Source organism: Chryseobacterium capnotolerans (assembly GCF_021278965.1).
Lineage (GTDB): Bacteria > Bacteroidota > Bacteroidia > Flavobacteriales > Weeksellaceae > Chryseobacterium > Chryseobacterium capnotolerans.
On sequence record NZ_CP065589.1, the window covers coordinates 3,550,934 to 3,567,338 of the forward strand.

At 36.5% G+C, this 16,405-nt stretch carries 17 protein-coding genes, 4 tRNA genes and 1 pseudogene; all 22 read right to left on the reverse strand.

The genetic code is table 11. The features are described 5' to 3' along the window. Positions 1 to 212 precede the first annotated feature (212 nt). A tRNA-Asp gene (locus H5J24_RS17005) sits at positions 213 to 286 on the reverse strand. Positions 287 to 319: 33 nt separating this feature from the next. Then, positions 320 to 393 (reverse strand) — tRNA-Asp (locus tag H5J24_RS17010). A 32-nt stretch (positions 394 to 425) separates the two neighbouring features. Next, positions 426 to 499 (reverse strand) — tRNA-Asp (locus H5J24_RS17015). Between the two features lie 33 nt (positions 500 to 532). Continuing rightward, a tRNA-Asp gene (locus tag H5J24_RS17020) sits at positions 533 to 606 on the reverse strand. A 132-nt stretch (positions 607 to 738) separates the two neighbouring features. After that, positions 739 to 1,056 (reverse strand): thioredoxin, encoded by a 318-nt coding sequence (gene trxA, locus H5J24_RS17025; RefSeq protein ID WP_027374941.1) that lies wholly within the window; start codon positions 1,054 to 1,056, stop codon positions 739 to 741. Between the two features lie 85 nt (positions 1,057 to 1,141). Next, positions 1,142 to 2,317, reverse strand: a complete 1,176-nt coding sequence (locus H5J24_RS17030; RefSeq protein ID WP_068941663.1) for a cysteine desulfurase family protein — start codon at positions 2,315 to 2,317, stop codon at positions 1,142 to 1,144. A gap of 2 nt (positions 2,318 to 2,319) precedes the next feature. Beyond that, positions 2,320 to 2,793, reverse strand: a complete 474-nt coding sequence (locus H5J24_RS17035; RefSeq protein WP_068941661.1) for a hypothetical protein — start codon at positions 2,791 to 2,793, stop codon at positions 2,320 to 2,322. A 24-nt stretch (positions 2,794 to 2,817) separates the two neighbouring features. Then, positions 2,818 to 3,405 (reverse strand): HAD-IB family hydrolase, encoded by a 588-nt coding sequence (locus tag H5J24_RS17040; protein WP_068941659.1) that lies wholly within the window; start codon positions 3,403 to 3,405, stop codon positions 2,818 to 2,820. Positions 3,406 to 3,408: 3 nt separating this feature from the next. Continuing rightward, a complete protein-coding gene (locus H5J24_RS17045) occupies positions 3,409 to 4,134 on the reverse strand; it encodes an SDR family NAD(P)-dependent oxidoreductase (protein ID WP_068941657.1) in 726 nt (241 codons plus the stop codon). Continuing rightward, positions 4,134 to 5,453, reverse strand: a complete 1,320-nt coding sequence (locus H5J24_RS17050) for an FAD-binding oxidoreductase (protein ID WP_068941655.1) — start codon at positions 5,451 to 5,453, stop codon at positions 4,134 to 4,136. Before H5J24_RS17050 ends, H5J24_RS17045 begins: the two co-directional genes overlap by 1 nt. Next, positions 5,450 to 6,337 carry a decaprenyl-phosphate phosphoribosyltransferase gene (locus tag H5J24_RS17055; RefSeq protein WP_068941652.1) on the reverse strand — a complete coding sequence of 296 codons (888 nt, stop codon included), beginning with the start codon at positions 6,335 to 6,337 and terminating at the stop codon, positions 5,450 to 5,452. The genes H5J24_RS17050 and H5J24_RS17055 overlap by 4 nt, the downstream gene beginning before the upstream one ends. 108 nt (positions 6,338 to 6,445) lie before the next feature. Next, on the reverse strand, positions 6,446 to 7,135 hold the full coding sequence (locus H5J24_RS17060; RefSeq protein ID WP_068941650.1) for a YiaD family glycine zipper/OmpA-like lipoprotein: 690 nt from the start codon (positions 7,133 to 7,135) through the stop codon (positions 6,446 to 6,448). 25 nt (positions 7,136 to 7,160) lie between these two features. Then, the gene (locus H5J24_RS17065; protein ID WP_068941648.1) at positions 7,161 to 7,652 is read right to left on the reverse strand and encodes a lipocalin family protein; all 492 of its coding nucleotides are present in this window, start codon (positions 7,650 to 7,652) and stop codon (positions 7,161 to 7,163) included. Positions 7,653 to 7,864: 212 nt separating this feature from the next. Further along, positions 7,865 to 9,539 (reverse strand): annotated as a pseudogene (locus H5J24_RS17070) (S8 family serine peptidase). A 76-nt stretch (positions 9,540 to 9,615) separates the two neighbouring features. Then, the gene (locus tag H5J24_RS17075; RefSeq protein WP_390881145.1) at positions 9,616 to 10,233 is read right to left on the reverse strand and encodes a WbqC family protein; all 618 of its coding nucleotides are present in this window, start codon (positions 10,231 to 10,233) and stop codon (positions 9,616 to 9,618) included. A 57-nt stretch (positions 10,234 to 10,290) separates the two neighbouring features. Next, positions 10,291 to 11,940 carry a signal peptidase I gene (lepB, locus tag H5J24_RS17080; protein WP_068941644.1) on the reverse strand — a complete coding sequence of 550 codons (1,650 nt, stop codon included), beginning with the start codon at positions 11,938 to 11,940 and terminating at the stop codon, positions 10,291 to 10,293. 132 nt (positions 11,941 to 12,072) lie between these two features. Next, on the reverse strand, positions 12,073 to 12,774 hold the full coding sequence (dapB, locus tag H5J24_RS17085; RefSeq protein WP_068944999.1) for a 4-hydroxy-tetrahydrodipicolinate reductase: 702 nt from the start codon (positions 12,772 to 12,774) through the stop codon (positions 12,073 to 12,075). Positions 12,775 to 12,834: 60 nt separating this feature from the next. After that, positions 12,835 to 13,473 (reverse strand): DUF5683 domain-containing protein, encoded by a 639-nt coding sequence (locus H5J24_RS17090; protein ID WP_068941643.1) that lies wholly within the window; start codon positions 13,471 to 13,473, stop codon positions 12,835 to 12,837. After that, on the reverse strand, positions 13,474 to 14,364 hold the full coding sequence (locus tag H5J24_RS17095) for a ParB/RepB/Spo0J family partition protein (RefSeq protein WP_068941641.1): 891 nt from the start codon (positions 14,362 to 14,364) through the stop codon (positions 13,474 to 13,476). Between the two features lie 69 nt (positions 14,365 to 14,433). Next, positions 14,434 to 15,207 carry a ParA family protein gene (locus H5J24_RS17100; protein ID WP_045494103.1) on the reverse strand — a complete coding sequence of 258 codons (774 nt, stop codon included), beginning with the start codon at positions 15,205 to 15,207 and terminating at the stop codon, positions 14,434 to 14,436. A 162-nt stretch (positions 15,208 to 15,369) separates the two neighbouring features. Beyond that, positions 15,370 to 15,795, reverse strand: coding sequence for a hypothetical protein (locus H5J24_RS17105; protein WP_232815720.1), 426 nt, complete (start codon positions 15,793 to 15,795; stop codon positions 15,370 to 15,372). 29 nt (positions 15,796 to 15,824) lie between these two features. After that, positions 15,825 to 16,217, reverse strand: a complete 393-nt coding sequence (locus H5J24_RS17110; protein ID WP_232815721.1) for a hypothetical protein — start codon at positions 16,215 to 16,217, stop codon at positions 15,825 to 15,827. Positions 16,218 to 16,405: the final 188 nt, after the last annotated feature.

Here is a 16,405-nt window from a genome sequence, read left to right on the forward strand (position 1 = left end):
AAAACTTATCACAAGATATTCAATTGCTGAACTAGCGACTGAAAAGGGTTTCTCTGAATTTTCAGTGACCTTTTTACACCTGCTTTAACAGGTCACTGAATAGGTCACTTTCAGATTGTGCTTTTTTAGTTCTCTTTGAACAGACATAAAACAAAAAAAAGCTTTAAAACATACGTTTTAAAGCTTTTTGTACTACATTGATATTGTAGTTGCGATCCGGACGGGACTCGAACCCGCGACCTCCGCCGTGACAGGGCGGCATTCTAACCAGCTGAACTACCGGATCAATTTTTTTAAAAAGAAATTGAGAAAACTTCTGCGATCCGGACGGGACTCGAACCCGCGACCTCCGCCGTGACAGGGCGGCATTCTAACCAGCTGAACTACCGGATCAATTTTTTAAAAAGAAATTGAGAAAACTTCTGCGATCCGGACGGGACTCGAACCCGCGACCTCCGCCGTGACAGGGCGGCATTCTAACCAGCTGAACTACCGGATCAATCTTTTTTAAAAGTAATTGAAAAACTTTATGCGATCCGGACGGGACTCGAACCCGCGACCTCCGCCGTGACAGGGCGGCATTCTAACCAGCTGAACTACCGGATCATGTTTTTTGTGTGAAAGAACGTCGTTTCTTTTTCGTGGTTGCAAAATTACACCTTTTTTTATTACCTGCAAATTATTTTCAAAAAAAATGCCTCCCAATCGTGGAAGGCATTCATTATCAAACTTATTTTTTTATAAGTGTGCGCTTAATTTTTCAGCGATTACCTCTTTTGGAGCTACACCTACTAATTTATCTACTACTTCTCCATTCTTAAAAATAAGAACTGTAGGGATATTTCTAATACCATACTGCATTGAAATCTCCTGGTTGTTGTCTACATCCACTTTCCCTACTACTGCTTTTCCTTCAAAATCGGAAGCTACTTCTTCGATGATTGGTCCTAACGTTCTGCAAGGTCCGCACCATACTGCCCAGAAGTCTACCAAAACTGGTTTGTCTGATTTTAATACTGTATCCTGGAATGAGCTGTCTGTAATTTCTAAAGCCATTTTTGTTTCTTTTATTTTAATTAATATTATTTTTCTTTTTCAATTCTATTTGAGTATTCAAAATTACAACTTTTACATCATAAGACTATCTATGCTCAACATTAGTTTTTTCTATAGCATAATCCTTTGAAATCTCTTTTAAAGCATCCACTAATGCGTCTATATCAGCTTTTGTGGTCATATGACTAAAAGAAATACGTAAAGGCGTACAATGATCCATTTCATCCTCAGAAAGTACCATCATCATCACCATAGATGGCTTAGATGCTCCGGAAGAACATGCGCTTCCCTGAGAAATAGCAATTCCTTTCATATCCAGCTGCAATCCGATTAATGGGTTTTTATAAGGCAGTAAAGCACTTAAAACCGTATAAAGACTGTTTTCCTTTTCAGCACTTCTTCCATTGAATTTTATGCCAGCAACTTCAGCAGATAATCTTTCGATAGCATAATCTTTAATTTCCTGCATATGCTGAGTATATTCATTCATATGATCCAGAGAAATTTCCAATGCTTTTCCAAGCCCTACGATACCACAAACATTCTCTGTTCCTGCTCTAAGGCTTCTTTCTTGTGGTCCTCCGGTAATGATCCCTTTTAAACCTGTTGATTTTCTGATGTACGCAAAACCTGATCCTTTTGGTCCATGAAACTTATGGGCGCTGCATGAAGCAAAATCTACAGGAATATCCGAGAAATCCAGGTTCATGTGAGCCATAGTCTGCACTGTATCTGAATGGAAAAGAGCGTTGTGCTCCTTGCAAAGTTCAGCTACTTTTTTAAGATCCATCAGGTTTCCGATTTCGTTATTGGCATGCATTAAACTTACCAAAGTTTTTTTATCTGAAGCTTTTAGTAATTCTTCTAATTTATTAAGATCAATATCTCCTTTTTCGTTAGGACGGATATAATGTACTTCTACTCCTTTTCTCGCTTTCATATCAAGGATACTTTCAGAAACACATTTATGTTCTAAAGGCGAGCTGATGATTCTTTCTACTCCAAGGTGTTCTACCGAGGATTTGATAATCATATTATTGGATTCTGTTCCACAAGAAGTGAAAATGATTTCTGCAGGAGTTACATGAAGATAGTCTGCAACCTGTCTTCTTACATTTTCAATAAGGATTTTGGCTTCCTGTCCAAAGCTATGGGTTGAAGACGGGTTTCCGAAGTTCATCTTCATCGTACCAACCATTGCATCTATAACTTCTTCTGCAAGCGGAGTGGTTGCGGCATTATCTAAATATATTTTATCCATTATTATTTTGAATATTTTAATTCTACAGAGGTAAAGTGGTAATTGGCAGGAACGGCAAAAACGAACCAGGGATTAGAAAGCACCTGAATTTCCATTCCGCCGGAAGGTTCTCCAGCCGGAACTTCTACATACAGGACATTATCCTTTACAGATACTCCTTTAATCTCATTGATGGTATGACTACCAGATCTGAAGCTCCCAAGATTATATACAACAACGGTCTTATCTTTTGGAAACTTTGGATAATTGGATGCAGGATCTTTTCCTTCTTCTATAAGTTGAAAACCACCTTTCCCTAAAGCAAGGTATTCTTTTTCATCTTTAATAATCCTGAAACCAGTCTGTTGGGCACCTCCTTGAGAGCTGGTTACAAGAAGTTCTGCTTTCTGCTGCATATCAGACAATTTTTGTTGGGATGATGTTGTTGTTGCGCAGCTCATCAGGATGGCTGTACATGCAATTAACAGACTTTTCATTTTTTACACTTTTATCACCCAAAATTAGTGAAAAAATTGGTAATGTCCCTCATTGGCCCATTTCAACATTGGCTTATCCCCGGAAGTATCACCAAATGCAATAATTTTGTCATACTTAGAATCGTGGATTTGTTCCTTTATTCGTACCAGCTTTTCCTTTCCGTTACAATTTTTCCCGATAAAATTTCCTGTGAAAACACCGTTCTTAAACTCTGCTCTCGTAGAAACAAGCTGCATTTTCAATACCTCGGCAAAAGGTTTTACCCAGATATCTAACGACGCGGTTACTAATAAACTCTGTGTATTATTCCTATCGATATTTTGAATAAAATCCAGCGCATTTTCCCTTACAATTCTAGGGTAATGCAATTCAAAGAATTGCTTGGATTTCAATTCTATTTTTTCCTGAGACTGTCCTTTTAAAATAGATCCAATAAAGCTTTTCTTTACTTTTTCTGTTTCTGCCAGTTTAAGCTTCAGCAGAATGAAAAGCGGTACATGTCTTAAAAATTGTATTCTGTATTTTGTAGAATCGTAGAATTTAAGATACATAAACATGGTATCTTTATACGTCAGGGTTCCGTCAAAATCAAAACAATACAACTTTTTCATTTTTTAAAGCTTTAACTTTTTAAATATAAATTCAGGGATATTCCTGATAATCATCATAATAATACTCCAAATCGGCAAAACATATGCCACGTTCTTTTGCTTTTTGAACGCTTTATAAATACAGGCGGCTGCCTGTTTAGGAGTTGCTGTTAATTTAGGGTTTAAAGGCAGGCCTTCTGTCATTTTGGTTGCCATAAACCCAGGTTTTACAGTCAGTACATGTACCTTTTTACTGAAAAGATAATTTCTAAGCCCACTCAAATATGCTGTAAAAGCAGCTTTTGCACTCCCGTAAATAAAATTACTCTGTCTTCCACGATCTCCTGCCACCGATGAAAGACCAATGATCGTTCCTGATCTTCTGTTTTCAAATTTATGGGCAAAATAGTTCATGACCGGAATTAATTTAGAATAATTGATATTAATAATACGTTCCGTATTCTTATTATCGTACAATCCTTCCTCTGTTCCTTCACCTAAATATCCTACGGCACAAAATAATACATTTGAATTGATATAATCAAATTTGTTATAATCAATTTCTTTCATCAGGTCCAGCTCTATGACTTCAGACTGCTGCAGAAATTTCACATCAATATGTCTTGCAAACCTTTCTGTAGTTTCTTTATTTGAGGTAAAAAGATAGACTTTTTCAAATTTTTCTCCTTCCTGAAGTGCTTTTTCCACAAAAGCCTGTGCCACTTCAGATGTACTTCCCAGAACTATCATTATGAATTGTTGTTTAAAATTCTTTTGTGTTGTAAAGACACAAATTTAGGACTTCGAATATTTTTCAGATAATTGGTTAATGAGGATCTGCTCATGCTGTCTTTGGTAAGATAAATTCTTCCTCCGAACTCCTGAACAATACTATCCAGCTGATCTACCAGTTTTTTCAGTTTTGAATTGACTTTAAAATCCAGCGCCAGTGTATACCCTTCCACAGGGAAAGAATTGTAAGCGTCCGGATTATTCTTTCCGAAAAGTTTTAATACGGCTAAGAATGATCCGTTTCCACTATTGGCAATCGTTTCAAGAATTCTCTTCATTCCTTCTTTTCCTGCTTCTTTTGGAATTACCATCTGATACTGTATGAAACCTGATTTTCCATAGATCTTATTCCATTCATTAATGGCATCTAAAGGATAGAAAAATGTTTCGTAGTCAATAAAGTTCTTCACTTCTTTTTTGGATTGTTTTTTATAATACAGCCAGTTGAAGATCTTTACCGTAAGGGCGTTCAAAACAAATCCAGGAAAATAAAAAGGTACTGTAGGCTGCAATTTACCCTTTAATCTTAAAGGATTTTTTGTCATAGCTTGCGGCAATTCATGCTGAAAAGCATGTTCTCCTCGCATCAGAATACTTCTTCCTATATTTTTTCCTTTCTGAAGGCAATCGATCCACGCTACGGTATACGTCCAGCTTTCACTTTCGTCAAACAGTTTAAAAATTTCGTCAAGGTTATCTGCTTTGATACTTTCCTGACGGATATAGGCAGATTCAATATTTTTAAGCTTGAATTTTGCAGTCAGAATAATTCCTGTAAGCCCCATTCCACCGATAGTAGCCCAGAATTTTTCTGAATTTTCTTCTCTTGAACAGGTAATAATTTCCCCGTTTTCAATCATCAGTTTAAACTCAATCACATATTCTGAAAAACAACCTTCTGCATGATGGTTCTTTCCGTGTACATCAGAAGCAATTGCTCCTCCAACAGAAACAAACTTAGTTCCTGGTGTTACATAAAGGAAATATCCCTGCGGAACCGATATTTCAAGCACGTCCGAAAGCAATACGCCGGATTCGCATTCTATAATTCCGTTCAGGCGGTCAAAGCTGATGAATTTATTTAATTTTTTGGTAGAAAAAATGCTTTCGCCCAACGAAGCATCTCCATAACATCTTCCGTTTCCCCTTGCAATAACTTCATTGTGGCTGAGTACGAACTCTTTTATGTTTTTGAAGCTGTCCTCAGATCTCATTTCTTTTTCCACTACCGGGTAATTACCCCAGTTTGTAACTTTCTGTGTGAAATTCGGCTTCATTTCTTAAAGTAAATTTGAATTAAAAATGTGGCCACCCAAAGTAATAAAGTAACCTGTATATAACGGTCTCTGTACACAATTTTTGTGGGAGATTCTGTTCGGTTGTACACCAAGGTCTGCTGCAGATATCTTAAAAGAGCAAATACAACAAAAACGACTGTGTAAAATACTCTTTCATGGAATCTCGCCTGCACCTCCGGTGAAAGAGTAAACATCAGATAGCAGACAATAGCTAATGTAATGGAAATAGACAGTGCAATATCTGCAAACTGTACATTATACCCATCCAAAGCCTTTCTTGTTTTACCTGACACCTGGGCATTAATAAGCTCTCCTCTCCTCTTTCCAATAGCTAATACCAATGCTAATACAAACGTCAGCAAGATCGCCCATTGGGAAATGCTGATTCCAGTAATATAGCCTCCTGCTAAAACCCTCAGGACAAATCCTATGGCAATGATAAAGATATCAATGATCGGAACATGCTTCAATCTGAATGTATACGCCAGATTCATCACCACATAAAAAGCGATAATAGTTGCAAATTTCCATAATGGCTGCTGGAAATACATTTGGGCAACACCTACAAAAGCAATATCAGCAATCACCAATCCGATGAGGATTCCTATTGCAGTAGATTTTGAGATAGCCCCACTTGCCAGCGGGCGCCTTCTTTTCTCTGGATGCTTGCTATCTGCCTCAATATCATTATAATCATTAAGAATATAAACGATGCTTGCAGCCAATGAAAAGATGATAAAAGCAAAGATACTTTTGGTAAGTAAATCAAGATTGGTAATATTACCAGAAAAAAATAGAGGGACAAATACAAAAAGGTTTTTCACCCATTGCTCTACACGGAGCAGTTTTAAATATTTTTTCATTTATGTTATTTCAATTGCAAAAATAATAAATTCAAAATTGACAGGCATAAAAATACAAAAAAAACCGCCAGGGCGGTCTTTTACGAAAATATTTATATGTTAAATTAATTACTGCCCTTGCTTGGCATCGTTAATCATTTTTTCATTTGCAGTAATTGCGAATTCAACTCTTCTGTTTTTAGCTCTTCCTTCGTCTGTATCATTGCTTGCAACCGGCATATTTTTCCCTTCACCTTTTGTGAACATTCTGCTTCCTGCTAAGCCTTTTCCTACTAGGTAAGCTTTTACAGCATCAGCTCTTCTCTGAGAAAGTGCCATGTTGTATGCATCTTTACCTACACTGTCTGTGTGACCATAGATATTGATATTAGTATCTGGGTTATCTACCAATACTTTAGCTAATTTATCTAAGTTACCCTGTGCAACAGAAGTAAGGTTTGAAGAGTCGAAAGCAAAGTTTACAATACTTTCATTCATGGTAACTTTAATACCATCACCTACTCTTTCTACCTGAGCACCTGGTAAAGTTTCTTTAATATCTTTTGCCTGCTTATCCATTTTGTTACCGATAACGTTACCTGCAACACCACCGATAATACCACCTAGTACAGCACCGATAGCACCGTTTCCACCTTTTCCTACATTGTTTCCAAGGATACCACCCAATACAGCTCCTGAAGCGACTCCTACAGCTGTACCTCTTTGTTGGTGATTTGAATTCTGAACGGCTTCACAACTTGTCAATAATAATGCTGATGACAAGAAAAGAGCTCCTACGTATGTTTTTGTAAATTTCATTTTTTTTATCTTTTATGTTATTTAATTATTTCATTCCGGTTCTTTCGAAATTGTAAACCACTTTTACACTTCCTCCTTCAAACGGAACGTCTTGCTGAAGAGAAAACTGATCTGTACTTTGGTTGATTACTGATAAAGTATACCCTGCAATATTCTGTTTTGCTTTTGTACCTGCAAGAACTTTTTTAAACATAAATGTATCACCATTCTTAATTTCAAACTTGATAGGCTGTGTAATGGCTGGGCAGCTTCCACCTCCGTTCAGAGTATAAGCACCTGTCCAGTTATTAGGAATTAATCTCCAGTGGCTTCCTACGAAACACTGTGCATCTGCCCCTTCGTCAAAAGGCTTAATTTTATACCCTTTATCGTAGTCTATGCTCACAATCTGCCAATCTCCTTTTAATTTAAGAAAATCTGCTCTTTGATTCTGAGATGTAGCTGCGTTATTCACAGAGGAACAAGACACTGCAAAAAGTGATGTTCCTAACATCCCTGCAAGTAGTAACTTTTTCATTTTGTTGTTTATTATTTTGTTACAATAAAGTTACAAAAAACCGTGCCAAAATTGTATTTAAAAAATAAAAAAGTCCGAAAAATTTCGGACTTTTTTATTAGATATTTAAAAATGAATATTTTAACTATTTTTTTGAAGATAACAAAACAGCCTTATATCGCGGTTTATCGCCTTTATCTCCGAGTTCTCCATTCATAAAACGGATACCATAATTATTTTTTAACAGCTTTGGTTGCTTTTTTAACAACAGGAGCTTTGCTTCCGCTATAGAAGTTATTATACGCATATTCAGCTGCTTTTTTCACATCTATAACACCTCCAGCAGCAGAAAAATCAGCGAAACCGTTTGCTGTACTTGGATTACTTGATTTTTTTAATGCTTCAATGATCTGAATTGGCGTAAGGTTTGGCATATAAGCTAATAGAACAGCCGCAGCTCCAGATACTACCGGAGAGGCCATAGAGGTTCCATCTAGATACTCATATTTACTTCCTTTAACAGTAGAATAGATTCTTTCTCCCGGAGCAAAAACATCCACCATTTTTTTATTGAAGTTGGAGAAACTTGCTCTAAGAGCATTATCATTATTAGTACTCGCCCCTACCACAATCACGTTATTAACAAATGGTTTTTCATCATTAACATTTTTATAGTTGGTAGGATATGCCAAATGCTCCGCAACATCTTCATTTTCGTTACCTGCTGCTTTTACTAAAAGAACGCCTTTATCTTCTGCATATTTGAAGGCATCCCAAACTACATCTTTCCCCGGAGAAACTGGTTTACCAAAACTCATATTCAGAATTTTCGCCCCATTATCCACAGCATATCTGATGGCATTTGCAACATCTTTATCTCTTTCATCACCATTAGGCACAGCTCTTACCGTCATAATTTTAGCAACTCTTGAAGCAATTCCATGCTGAATTTCTTTTCCTTGCGGAAGTCCAGCAATGATTCCAGCTACGTGTGTACCGTGTTCTGCATCAGGCCCTTCGTAATGATTATTTCCATAATTTTTTTCAGAATAGTCATCATAATTATCTCCTACGATTTCTTTTCTGGGATCATATGAAAGGTCATATTGCTTGGCTGCAGGCGCATAATGATCAATCGCCTCTTTCATATCCTTTTTCATCTTGTTTTCAAAATCGGCAGAAGATACTCCTTTAAAATCCGGACTTTGAGAAACTTGACTTAATATCTCTAAAGCAACGGCATCCTTTTTGATCTGTAGGCTTCTTAATGGCTGCGATATTTTCAGCCGTTACTGGTTTTCCTCCTAATAGCTGCACCATATTCGGGATCAGCTCATTGATCATAGAATAGGTTCTGAAGTTTTGCTGAGCTTCAATACTTTTCTTTGTGAAAAGATCTTTAGCTTTCATATACATGGCAAAGTCTTCCGGCATTTTAGCCTGATTGTCTTTGTTCTTTGCAGAGTCGTTTCCTTCAAAAAGAGGTTTATATTTGGCAACAACTCTTGTTACCTCCATGTTATCAATGTCGATATCACCATTTTTTCCTCCAATGAAGTTCCATCCGTGAATATCATCAATATATCCGTTTCCATCATCATCTTTACCGTTGCCAGGTACTTCATTAGGATTACTCCACATATTTTTCACCAATCCCGGATGATCTACCTGTACGCCACTATCCAAAACTCCAACAACTACTGTTTTAGGCTTTAATCCTTTTGATTCCAAATATTTGTATGCATTTTCAGTATTGACTCCATATATTTTTGAAGTAGCAAAATCTTTGTGATACCACATCATCAGATTTTTATCTTCATTAGGGTCAACACTTTTAGCTTTCGACTCCTGTGCAAAGGAGAAACCAAAACCTGTTAAAAAAACTGCAGCTAATAATACCTTTTTCATATACTGATATTTGTTTTAAAGTCATATACAACCGTCATCTGCTGTTGTAATAGATACCAAGCGCGACGATTTTATATTAATGTTTTATATTCTTTATGTAAACAAGCGATTCAGGGCCTTTGTTACAAACAAGATCCAAAATCGATAAATCTTCTAAAAATCCGAATTTGTCTGAGAAGGTCTGATAATAGCTTTCCATTTCAAATTCTGAAGGTTGTTTTGCAGAAAATTTTTCTCTGAAATTGATTCCTTCCGGATTTTTGATATATTCTTCATTCAAAGAGTGTGCCTTTTCTGTTTTCAATATCTGTTGGATGATTTCTAACCCTTTAAGGTTAAAATCCAAAAGAAACTTTTCTTTAAGATCAAAGATCTTTCTGAACTTATCTTCATAATATTCGAAGTAAGGCGAACTCTGATATGCTGTTTGAATTGATTTCCAGTGAAGTGTTCTCCAATCTTCCCTGTAAGAGATTTCAATATCTTTAAATTCTCTTTTCCCGTTATGATTGATAGGGATAATCAAAGATAATTTCCCATTAGCCCCATAGATATTAGCTCTGTTTCTATAGGTTTGCTTTGGAAAGTTTTCAAACTGTTCCAATACTACTTCATTTTCAGCATCTAAAAATACTGAAAACCACGAAACCGGTGGCATATAAAATACCGGCAATAAAACATTCTTCATATTCATAATACAAAAATGAAGTATTTTTTCAAATACTTCATTCTATTTTAAGTTTAATTTTATTTATAACTCGTCTTCTGTTTTTTTCTTTTTGAATAATTTGACAAAATATTCCCAACCGAAGAATAATATTAAAATCATTGCAGCAATCCACCAGTATGAAGTTTTATTGGCTTCTCCTGTGTTGGTTGCTTTAAACATTCTGTCCCAACGGATCTTGAATGGTGCCTGGTATGTAGAACTGCTGTCCGGAAAAGCTCCCTGAAGGCTCATCCATGTAAACATTGGTTTTCCAACGATATTTTCTTCCGGAACGAAACCAAAGAATCTTGCATCTAATGAAGCATCTCTGTTATCCCCTACCATCATATAATAATCCTGTTGAATTGTATATTGATTAGCTTCTTTTCCATTGATGAAGATTTTCCCGTTTTTCTTTTCTAAGCTGTTATGCTCATATTCGGAAATAATCCACTGGAACATGGGAAGGGTTTCGTTGTTAATGGCTACAACATCTCCTTTTTTAGGAATTCTAACCGGACCATACCAATCCTGGTTCCAAGGTTTATTAACCGGGAAAATAGATTGTGTTGTGTCTATTTTTGTTCTGGCTTCGTCTCTATAGGCTATTGCTGCTTCTCCTTTTACTGAAACATCTTCTTTCATGTCAACTACATGAGGAAGTTCTTTGATCTCTTTAGCAATCTTATCGGTTAACCCTTGAAAGCCATAAATAAATCCTCCGTTATTCTGCTGAATTTCCTGTACCGGTAAAAAACCATAAGCTTTATATAATGTAGGAATATCTAATTGACTATCAGTTGTAACGATATATCTGTGCTGTACTTCCTGGTCTCCTAAAACAGCTTCCGGCTTTCCGTTTACGAAAAGTCTTCCGGCTCTCATTTCAAAAGTATCACCTGCTGTAGCCACACATCTTTTTACGTATGGATCTTTTCTATCAATTGCAGTATGAACTGAATCCTGAGGGTAGTTGAAAACTACTACATCGTTTTTCTGCGGCTTATTGAACTGTAAGATTCTTGTGTAAGGTAGTTTTACTCCGTCTACATAAGATTTTGGATCATCTTTTGGATTCCCTTTTACTCCAGTATCCATAATGGTTCCCTGAAGGAAAGGTATTGCTACCGGGCGCATTGGAAGTCTGTACCCATAGCTCCATTTGTTTACGAAAAGGAAATCTCCTACTAATAAAGTTCTCTCCATGGAACCTGTAGGAATTCCGAACGGCTGTGTTACAAAAACGTGAATAATGGTTGCAAATACTACCGCGAAAGTAATAGATCCCAAAAATGTATCTTTCTTTTTCGCTTCTTTTTCTTCATCCGTAAGATACAGGTCATTGGCATTTTCATCTTCCAGTTCTACCTCTTTGGAATAGTTGATGGTTGCCATATAAATAAACGGAAGAATCACTGTAAGGATTTGATCCTTGAAAAGTGTTTTTCCAAATTTCTTCACTAAATAAAGATGGAAAACAGACATCATGATGGGTCCTACAATCGGAAGATAGGAAAGGATGGCCCACCATTTCGGATGTTTTGTTTCTTTCAGGATAATAAAATAGTTATAGAAAGGTATAAATGCAAATAAAGGGCTATACCCCATTTTTTTAAACAACTTCCATGTTGAAATCCCCATTAATATGGATAAAATGAGGACATACACTGTATACGTTAAAAAATAATTCATAATTTTTTGTGCCTATTCTTATAGATATAAATGATAAATGATGAGTAATAAATGATTACAGCGTTCTGCCATTTACAATTTACTATTCATCATTTCCTGTTATTGGTCTGCAATTTACAGAATTTGTTACAATTAAAGTCCTAAAACGTCCTTCATTCCGAAGTTTCCTTTTTTGTCTTTGATCCATTCGGCAGCTACTACTGCTCCCAATGCAAAGCCATTTCTGTTATATGCAGTATGTTTGATCTCAATTTCATCCACTTCACTTCTGTAAAAAACACTGTGAGTTCCCGGAACTTCATCTTCACGAATTGCGAAGATTCCCAGTTGACGACCTTCTGTTTCCTCCAGCTTCCATGCATCAAATTTCGGATTATTATTGATAATTCCTTCTGCTATGGAGATTGCTGTTCCACTTGGAGCGTCTTTTTTATGGATATGGTGAATTTCTTCCAGCTGACAAGAGTATTCATTAACATTCTTCATCAGATCAGCCACCTTTTCGTTTAAAGCAAAAAATAAATTAACCCCTAAACTGAAGTTGGAACCATATAAAAATGCAGTATCATTGTCTACAGCCATTTGTTCTATTTCTGCTTTTTTATCCAGCCATCCAGTAGTTCCGCAGATTACCGGAATTTTATTTTCAAGGCAAGCTTTGATATTGTCGTATGCAACTTCCGGTAGGGAAAATTCAATCACAACATCCGGATTGTTAAGATTTTCAGCAGTTGGAGTTTCCTTCAGGCGGGCAACCACTTCATGACCTCTTTTCTGTGCGATCTCATCAATGATCTTACCCATTTTACCGTAACCAACTAATGCTATTTTCATGTAATCTTTTTTATTTTGATTGTTACCTTCCACCTTTCGGTTTTGTGTATTTATTCTGTATTAAAATCTATAACTTAAAGCGAATCCTGTTTTTGGAGCATCAAATCCGTATTGATCCTGGATTACTGAGGGCTTAAACGTTAAATCAGGATCATGGCGGCTTTCATAAAGGTGTGCATCTACTACAGCATCTACAATATTCAATATATAGATCAGTCCTGTAATAGCAATGGCATAATCTCTTTGCCTTTTTGCTCTGTCCTGAGCATTTCCCAGCGCTCTCTTATCTAACCACGGACGTGCGTCTACGAATTCGTTAGGCGTACCGTTTAGCTTGGCAATATAGTACTCACGATATTTCTTATATTGATTATCGTTCCATATTGCAATACCAACTCCGGCTCCTACCGCTCCCCAAACGATTGGAATTTTCCAGTATTTTTTATTGTAGAACTGTCCTAAGCCAGGTAATACTGCTGAGTATAATCCAGCTCTGGTTGGGTTCAGTTTTACCGTAACCTTTGTTGGTCCATTAGCCTTTTCAAGATCTTCAATGATCTTAGCTTCCGTTTTGGTTGGTTTTACCACAGGAAGTTCCTCTTTCGGAGGTTTCTGTACCCGAACCGTATCAATAGGTGCAACTTGTGAGTAAGCTAATACAGCAATACACAAGAAAAATGTGAAAAATATTTTCTTCATTTATTTAATATGGGATAAAATATATTCCAGCTCTTCTTCATTTTTGAAGTCCAGAACAATTTTACCTTTTTTACCATTTCCAGAAGCCTTGATTTCTACTTTTACATCCAGGATGTCAGCAATGGTCTTCTGAGCTCTTTTATAGTTATTGGATAACTCCGCATTTGCTTTTTTAGCAGCTGGAGATTTTGGATTTTTCAATGCTGCGGCAGCTTGTTCGGCCTGGCGTACATTCAATTTTTCTTTAATAATCAGATCAAATAAAATCTGTTGATTTTCTTCGCTTTCAAGACTGATGATTGCTCTACCGTGTCCTGCAGAAATTTCACCGCTTCTGATCGCATTCTGAATATCCGGATTCAATCTTAACAATCTGATTGAATTGGTAATGGTACTTCTGTCTTTACCTATCCTCTGGCTAAGATTTTCCTGCGTAAGACCTATTTCTTCTAAAAGTCTGTGATAAGTAAGGGCAATTTCGATGGCATCAAGATCTTCTCTCTGGATATTTTCAACAAGAGCCATCTCCAGAAGTTCCTGATCATTTACCAATCGGATATAAGCAGGAACAGTTGTTAATCCTGCAATTTTACTTGCTCTGTAACGTCTTTCCCCGGATATGATCTCAAATTTCTCACCGTCTTTTCTTAAGGTAATCGGTTGGATGATCCCTAAGTTTTTAATAGACTGTGCTAATTCTTCTAATGCTTTCTCATCAAAATAAGTTCTCGGCTGCGTCGGGTTCGGATATATATCTTCAAGCGCAACTTCTACAATATTTCCCACAAACTTATCAGCTCCCTCATCAGTAGCTGAATTTACAGTTGCTTTGGATTCTGCACTTAAAATGGCGCCCAAGCCGCGTCCCATGGCTCTTTTTTTGTCCTTCATAGATATAATTGATAAATGATGTTTGGTAAGTGATGGCTAGCATTCACTCAGTGGCCATTTATTATTAATTTAATTCTTTACTAAGTTTTCGTTCTTTAAAAGAACTTCTTCAGCTAACTGAATGTACTGAACTGCTCCTTTACTTTCTGCATCATAATTCAGGATACTTTCTCCGAAACTTGGTGCTTCACTCAGTCTTACGTTTCTGCTGATGATGGTTTCAAAAACCATTTCCGGGAAGTGAAGGTTTACTTCTTCCACTACCTGGTTAGACAGTCTTAATCTGCTGTCATACATAGTAAGCAGAAGACCTTCGATTCCAAGATCTTTGTTGTGGATCTTCTGAACATTTTTAACGGTGTTCAGGAGTTTCCCAAGTCCTTCTAATGCAAAATACTCGCACTGGATCGGGATAATCACAGAATCTGCTGCAGTAAGTGCATTTACTGTAATCAAACCTAAACTCGGTGCACAGTCGATAATGATATAGTCATAATCATCTCTTACACTGGCCAAGGCTTTTTTCAGCATATATTCGCGATCTTCTTTGTCTACCAATTCGATCTCTGCTGCTACCAGGTCAATGTGTGATGGAATGATATCCAGATTCGGCGTTGCCGTTCTTTTGATACATGCTCTTGTATCTGCACTATGCTCTAGTAGATTATAGGTGGAATACTGAACATCTTCTACTCCCAAACCAGATGTAGCATTGGCCTGAGGGTCAGCGTCAATGATCAATATTTTCTTTTCCAATACTCCTAATGCTGCTGCTAAGTTTACAGCGGTAGTAGTTTTTCCTACCCCACCTTTTTGATTAGCAATACCTATGATTTTTGCCATTATTAGAACTTTAAGTTTCAAAAATACACTTTTTTCTTTGCTCCCGATAGATAGAGAAAATCAAAATTGAGTTAAAATATTGTTAATAAGCAATTTAACAATAAAAAAAATTATCCACAAAAAAATTCTTTGTGGATAACTCTTAAAAATTGATTTTTGATATTAATTATCAAACTTCATGGAGATTGGAAACTTGAAGTAACTTCTTACAAATTCTCCTTTTTTGTTTTTGGCAGGAACCCAGGTTCCCTTGCTTGAAATTGACTTCACTGTTCTGATGGCCTCATTGTTAAAATCGGCATTGGTTCCGTTAGCTTTTACCCCTGAAATTGTTCCATCCATTTCTACAATGAATGTAACCGTAGTTTTTACTATTTCTTCTGATTCGAATCCTGAACCATCGAAGTTATTCATCACTTTATTTCTGAAAGAATCTATTCCTCCTTTAAAACTGGCTTCTACCCCAAGTTCTCCGGCTTCTGCAATTTTGTTTTTATCTACCGGCTCCGGAATTACCGGCGGTGCGGTATTGATAACCGGCCCTGAAACAGGTAACGTTGAAGGAACATGGGTATTAGGTGTTACCACATCGCCTTTAAAATTATTTGTAAAGCCTGCTACAGCATCATCCGGAATAGGATCTTTTTTACATTATCCTGAGCATCTTTTGATGGTGTAGGAACTGTACTGTCAAATGTTTTTGTATTAGACGCAGCAGCTGGTCTTACTGGAGTAATTTTTACAGGCGGATCTTCTTTTATGATTGGAATATCTTTAATTATACGTGTTCCATCATCACCTGTTCTTTCCACTACTGCATCTGATTTAAATGCAGAAATTACAGCTGGTGTAATAGAAACTGCAGCCATTAGGCTTACTCCTATAAAAAGTGCTTTGGTTAATATTCTATCTGATTCGTTTCTTAATACATAAGCACCGTATTGTTTGTTTCGGTGCTCAAAAAGAACTTCATTGAAGCGAAATTCCTCGTTTTGATTCTGGTGTTTCATCACTATTACTATTTAAACTGTTAAAAAATGTGATTATTAGTTTTATTAGTTCTTATCGATAAGCAATGTTTCAATATCAAAAGATTTGCCATAATTTTACCAAAACAACATAATATTATAAAATTTTATGAAAATGTTTAAAATTTAACATTTTGAAATTTAAAATACTTCCTAAAAACAGCATTGTT

Bases quoted from the DNA above. Each gene is read 5' to 3' on its own strand.
- trxA (WP_027374941.1), bottom strand. From the start codon at position 1,056: ATGGCTTTAGAAATTACAGACAGCTCATTCCAGGATACAGTATTAAAA.
- H5J24_RS17030 (WP_068941663.1), bottom strand. From the start codon at position 2,317: ATGGATAAAATATATTTAGATAATGCCGCAACCACTCCGCTTGCAGAA.
- H5J24_RS17035 (WP_068941661.1), bottom strand. From the start codon at position 2,793: ATGAAAAGTCTGTTAATTGCATGTACAGCCATCCTGATGAGCTGCGCA.
- H5J24_RS17040 (WP_068941659.1), bottom strand. From the start codon at position 3,405: ATGAAAAAGTTGTATTGTTTTGATTTTGACGGAACCCTGACGTATAAA.
- H5J24_RS17045 (WP_068941657.1), bottom strand. From the start codon at position 4,134: ATGATAGTTCTGGGAAGTACATCTGAAGTGGCACAGGCTTTTGTGGAA.
- H5J24_RS17050 (WP_068941655.1), bottom strand. From the start codon at position 5,453: ATGAAGCCGAATTTCACACAGAAAGTTACAAACTGGGGTAATTACCCG.
- H5J24_RS17055 (WP_068941652.1), bottom strand. From the start codon at position 6,337: ATGAAAAAATATTTAAAACTGCTCCGTGTAGAGCAATGGGTGAAAAAC.
- H5J24_RS17060 (WP_068941650.1), bottom strand. From the start codon at position 7,135: ATGAAATTTACAAAAACATACGTAGGAGCTCTTTTCTTGTCATCAGCA.
- H5J24_RS17065 (WP_068941648.1), bottom strand. From the start codon at position 7,652: ATGAAAAAGTTACTACTTGCAGGGATGTTAGGAACATCACTTTTTGCA.
- H5J24_RS17075 (WP_390881145.1), bottom strand. From the start codon at position 10,233: ATGAATATGAAGAATGTTTTATTGCCGGTATTTTATATGCCACCGGTT.
- lepB (WP_068941644.1), bottom strand. From the start codon at position 11,940: ATGAATTATTTTTTAACGTATACAGTGTATGTCCTCATTTTATCCATA.
- dapB (WP_068944999.1), bottom strand. From the start codon at position 12,774: ATGAAAATAGCATTAGTTGGTTACGGTAAAATGGGTAAGATCATTGAT.
- H5J24_RS17090 (WP_068941643.1), bottom strand. From the start codon at position 13,473: ATGAAGAAAATATTTTTCACATTTTTCTTGTGTATTGCTGTATTAGCT.
- H5J24_RS17095 (WP_068941641.1), bottom strand. From the start codon at position 14,364: ATGAAGGACAAAAAAAGAGCCATGGGACGCGGCTTGGGCGCCATTTTA.
- H5J24_RS17100 (WP_045494103.1), bottom strand. From the start codon at position 15,207: ATGGCAAAAATCATAGGTATTGCTAATCAAAAAGGTGGGGTAGGAAAA.
- H5J24_RS17110 (WP_232815721.1), bottom strand. From the start codon at position 16,217: ATGAAACACCAGAATCAAAACGAGGAATTTCGCTTCAATGAAGTTCTT.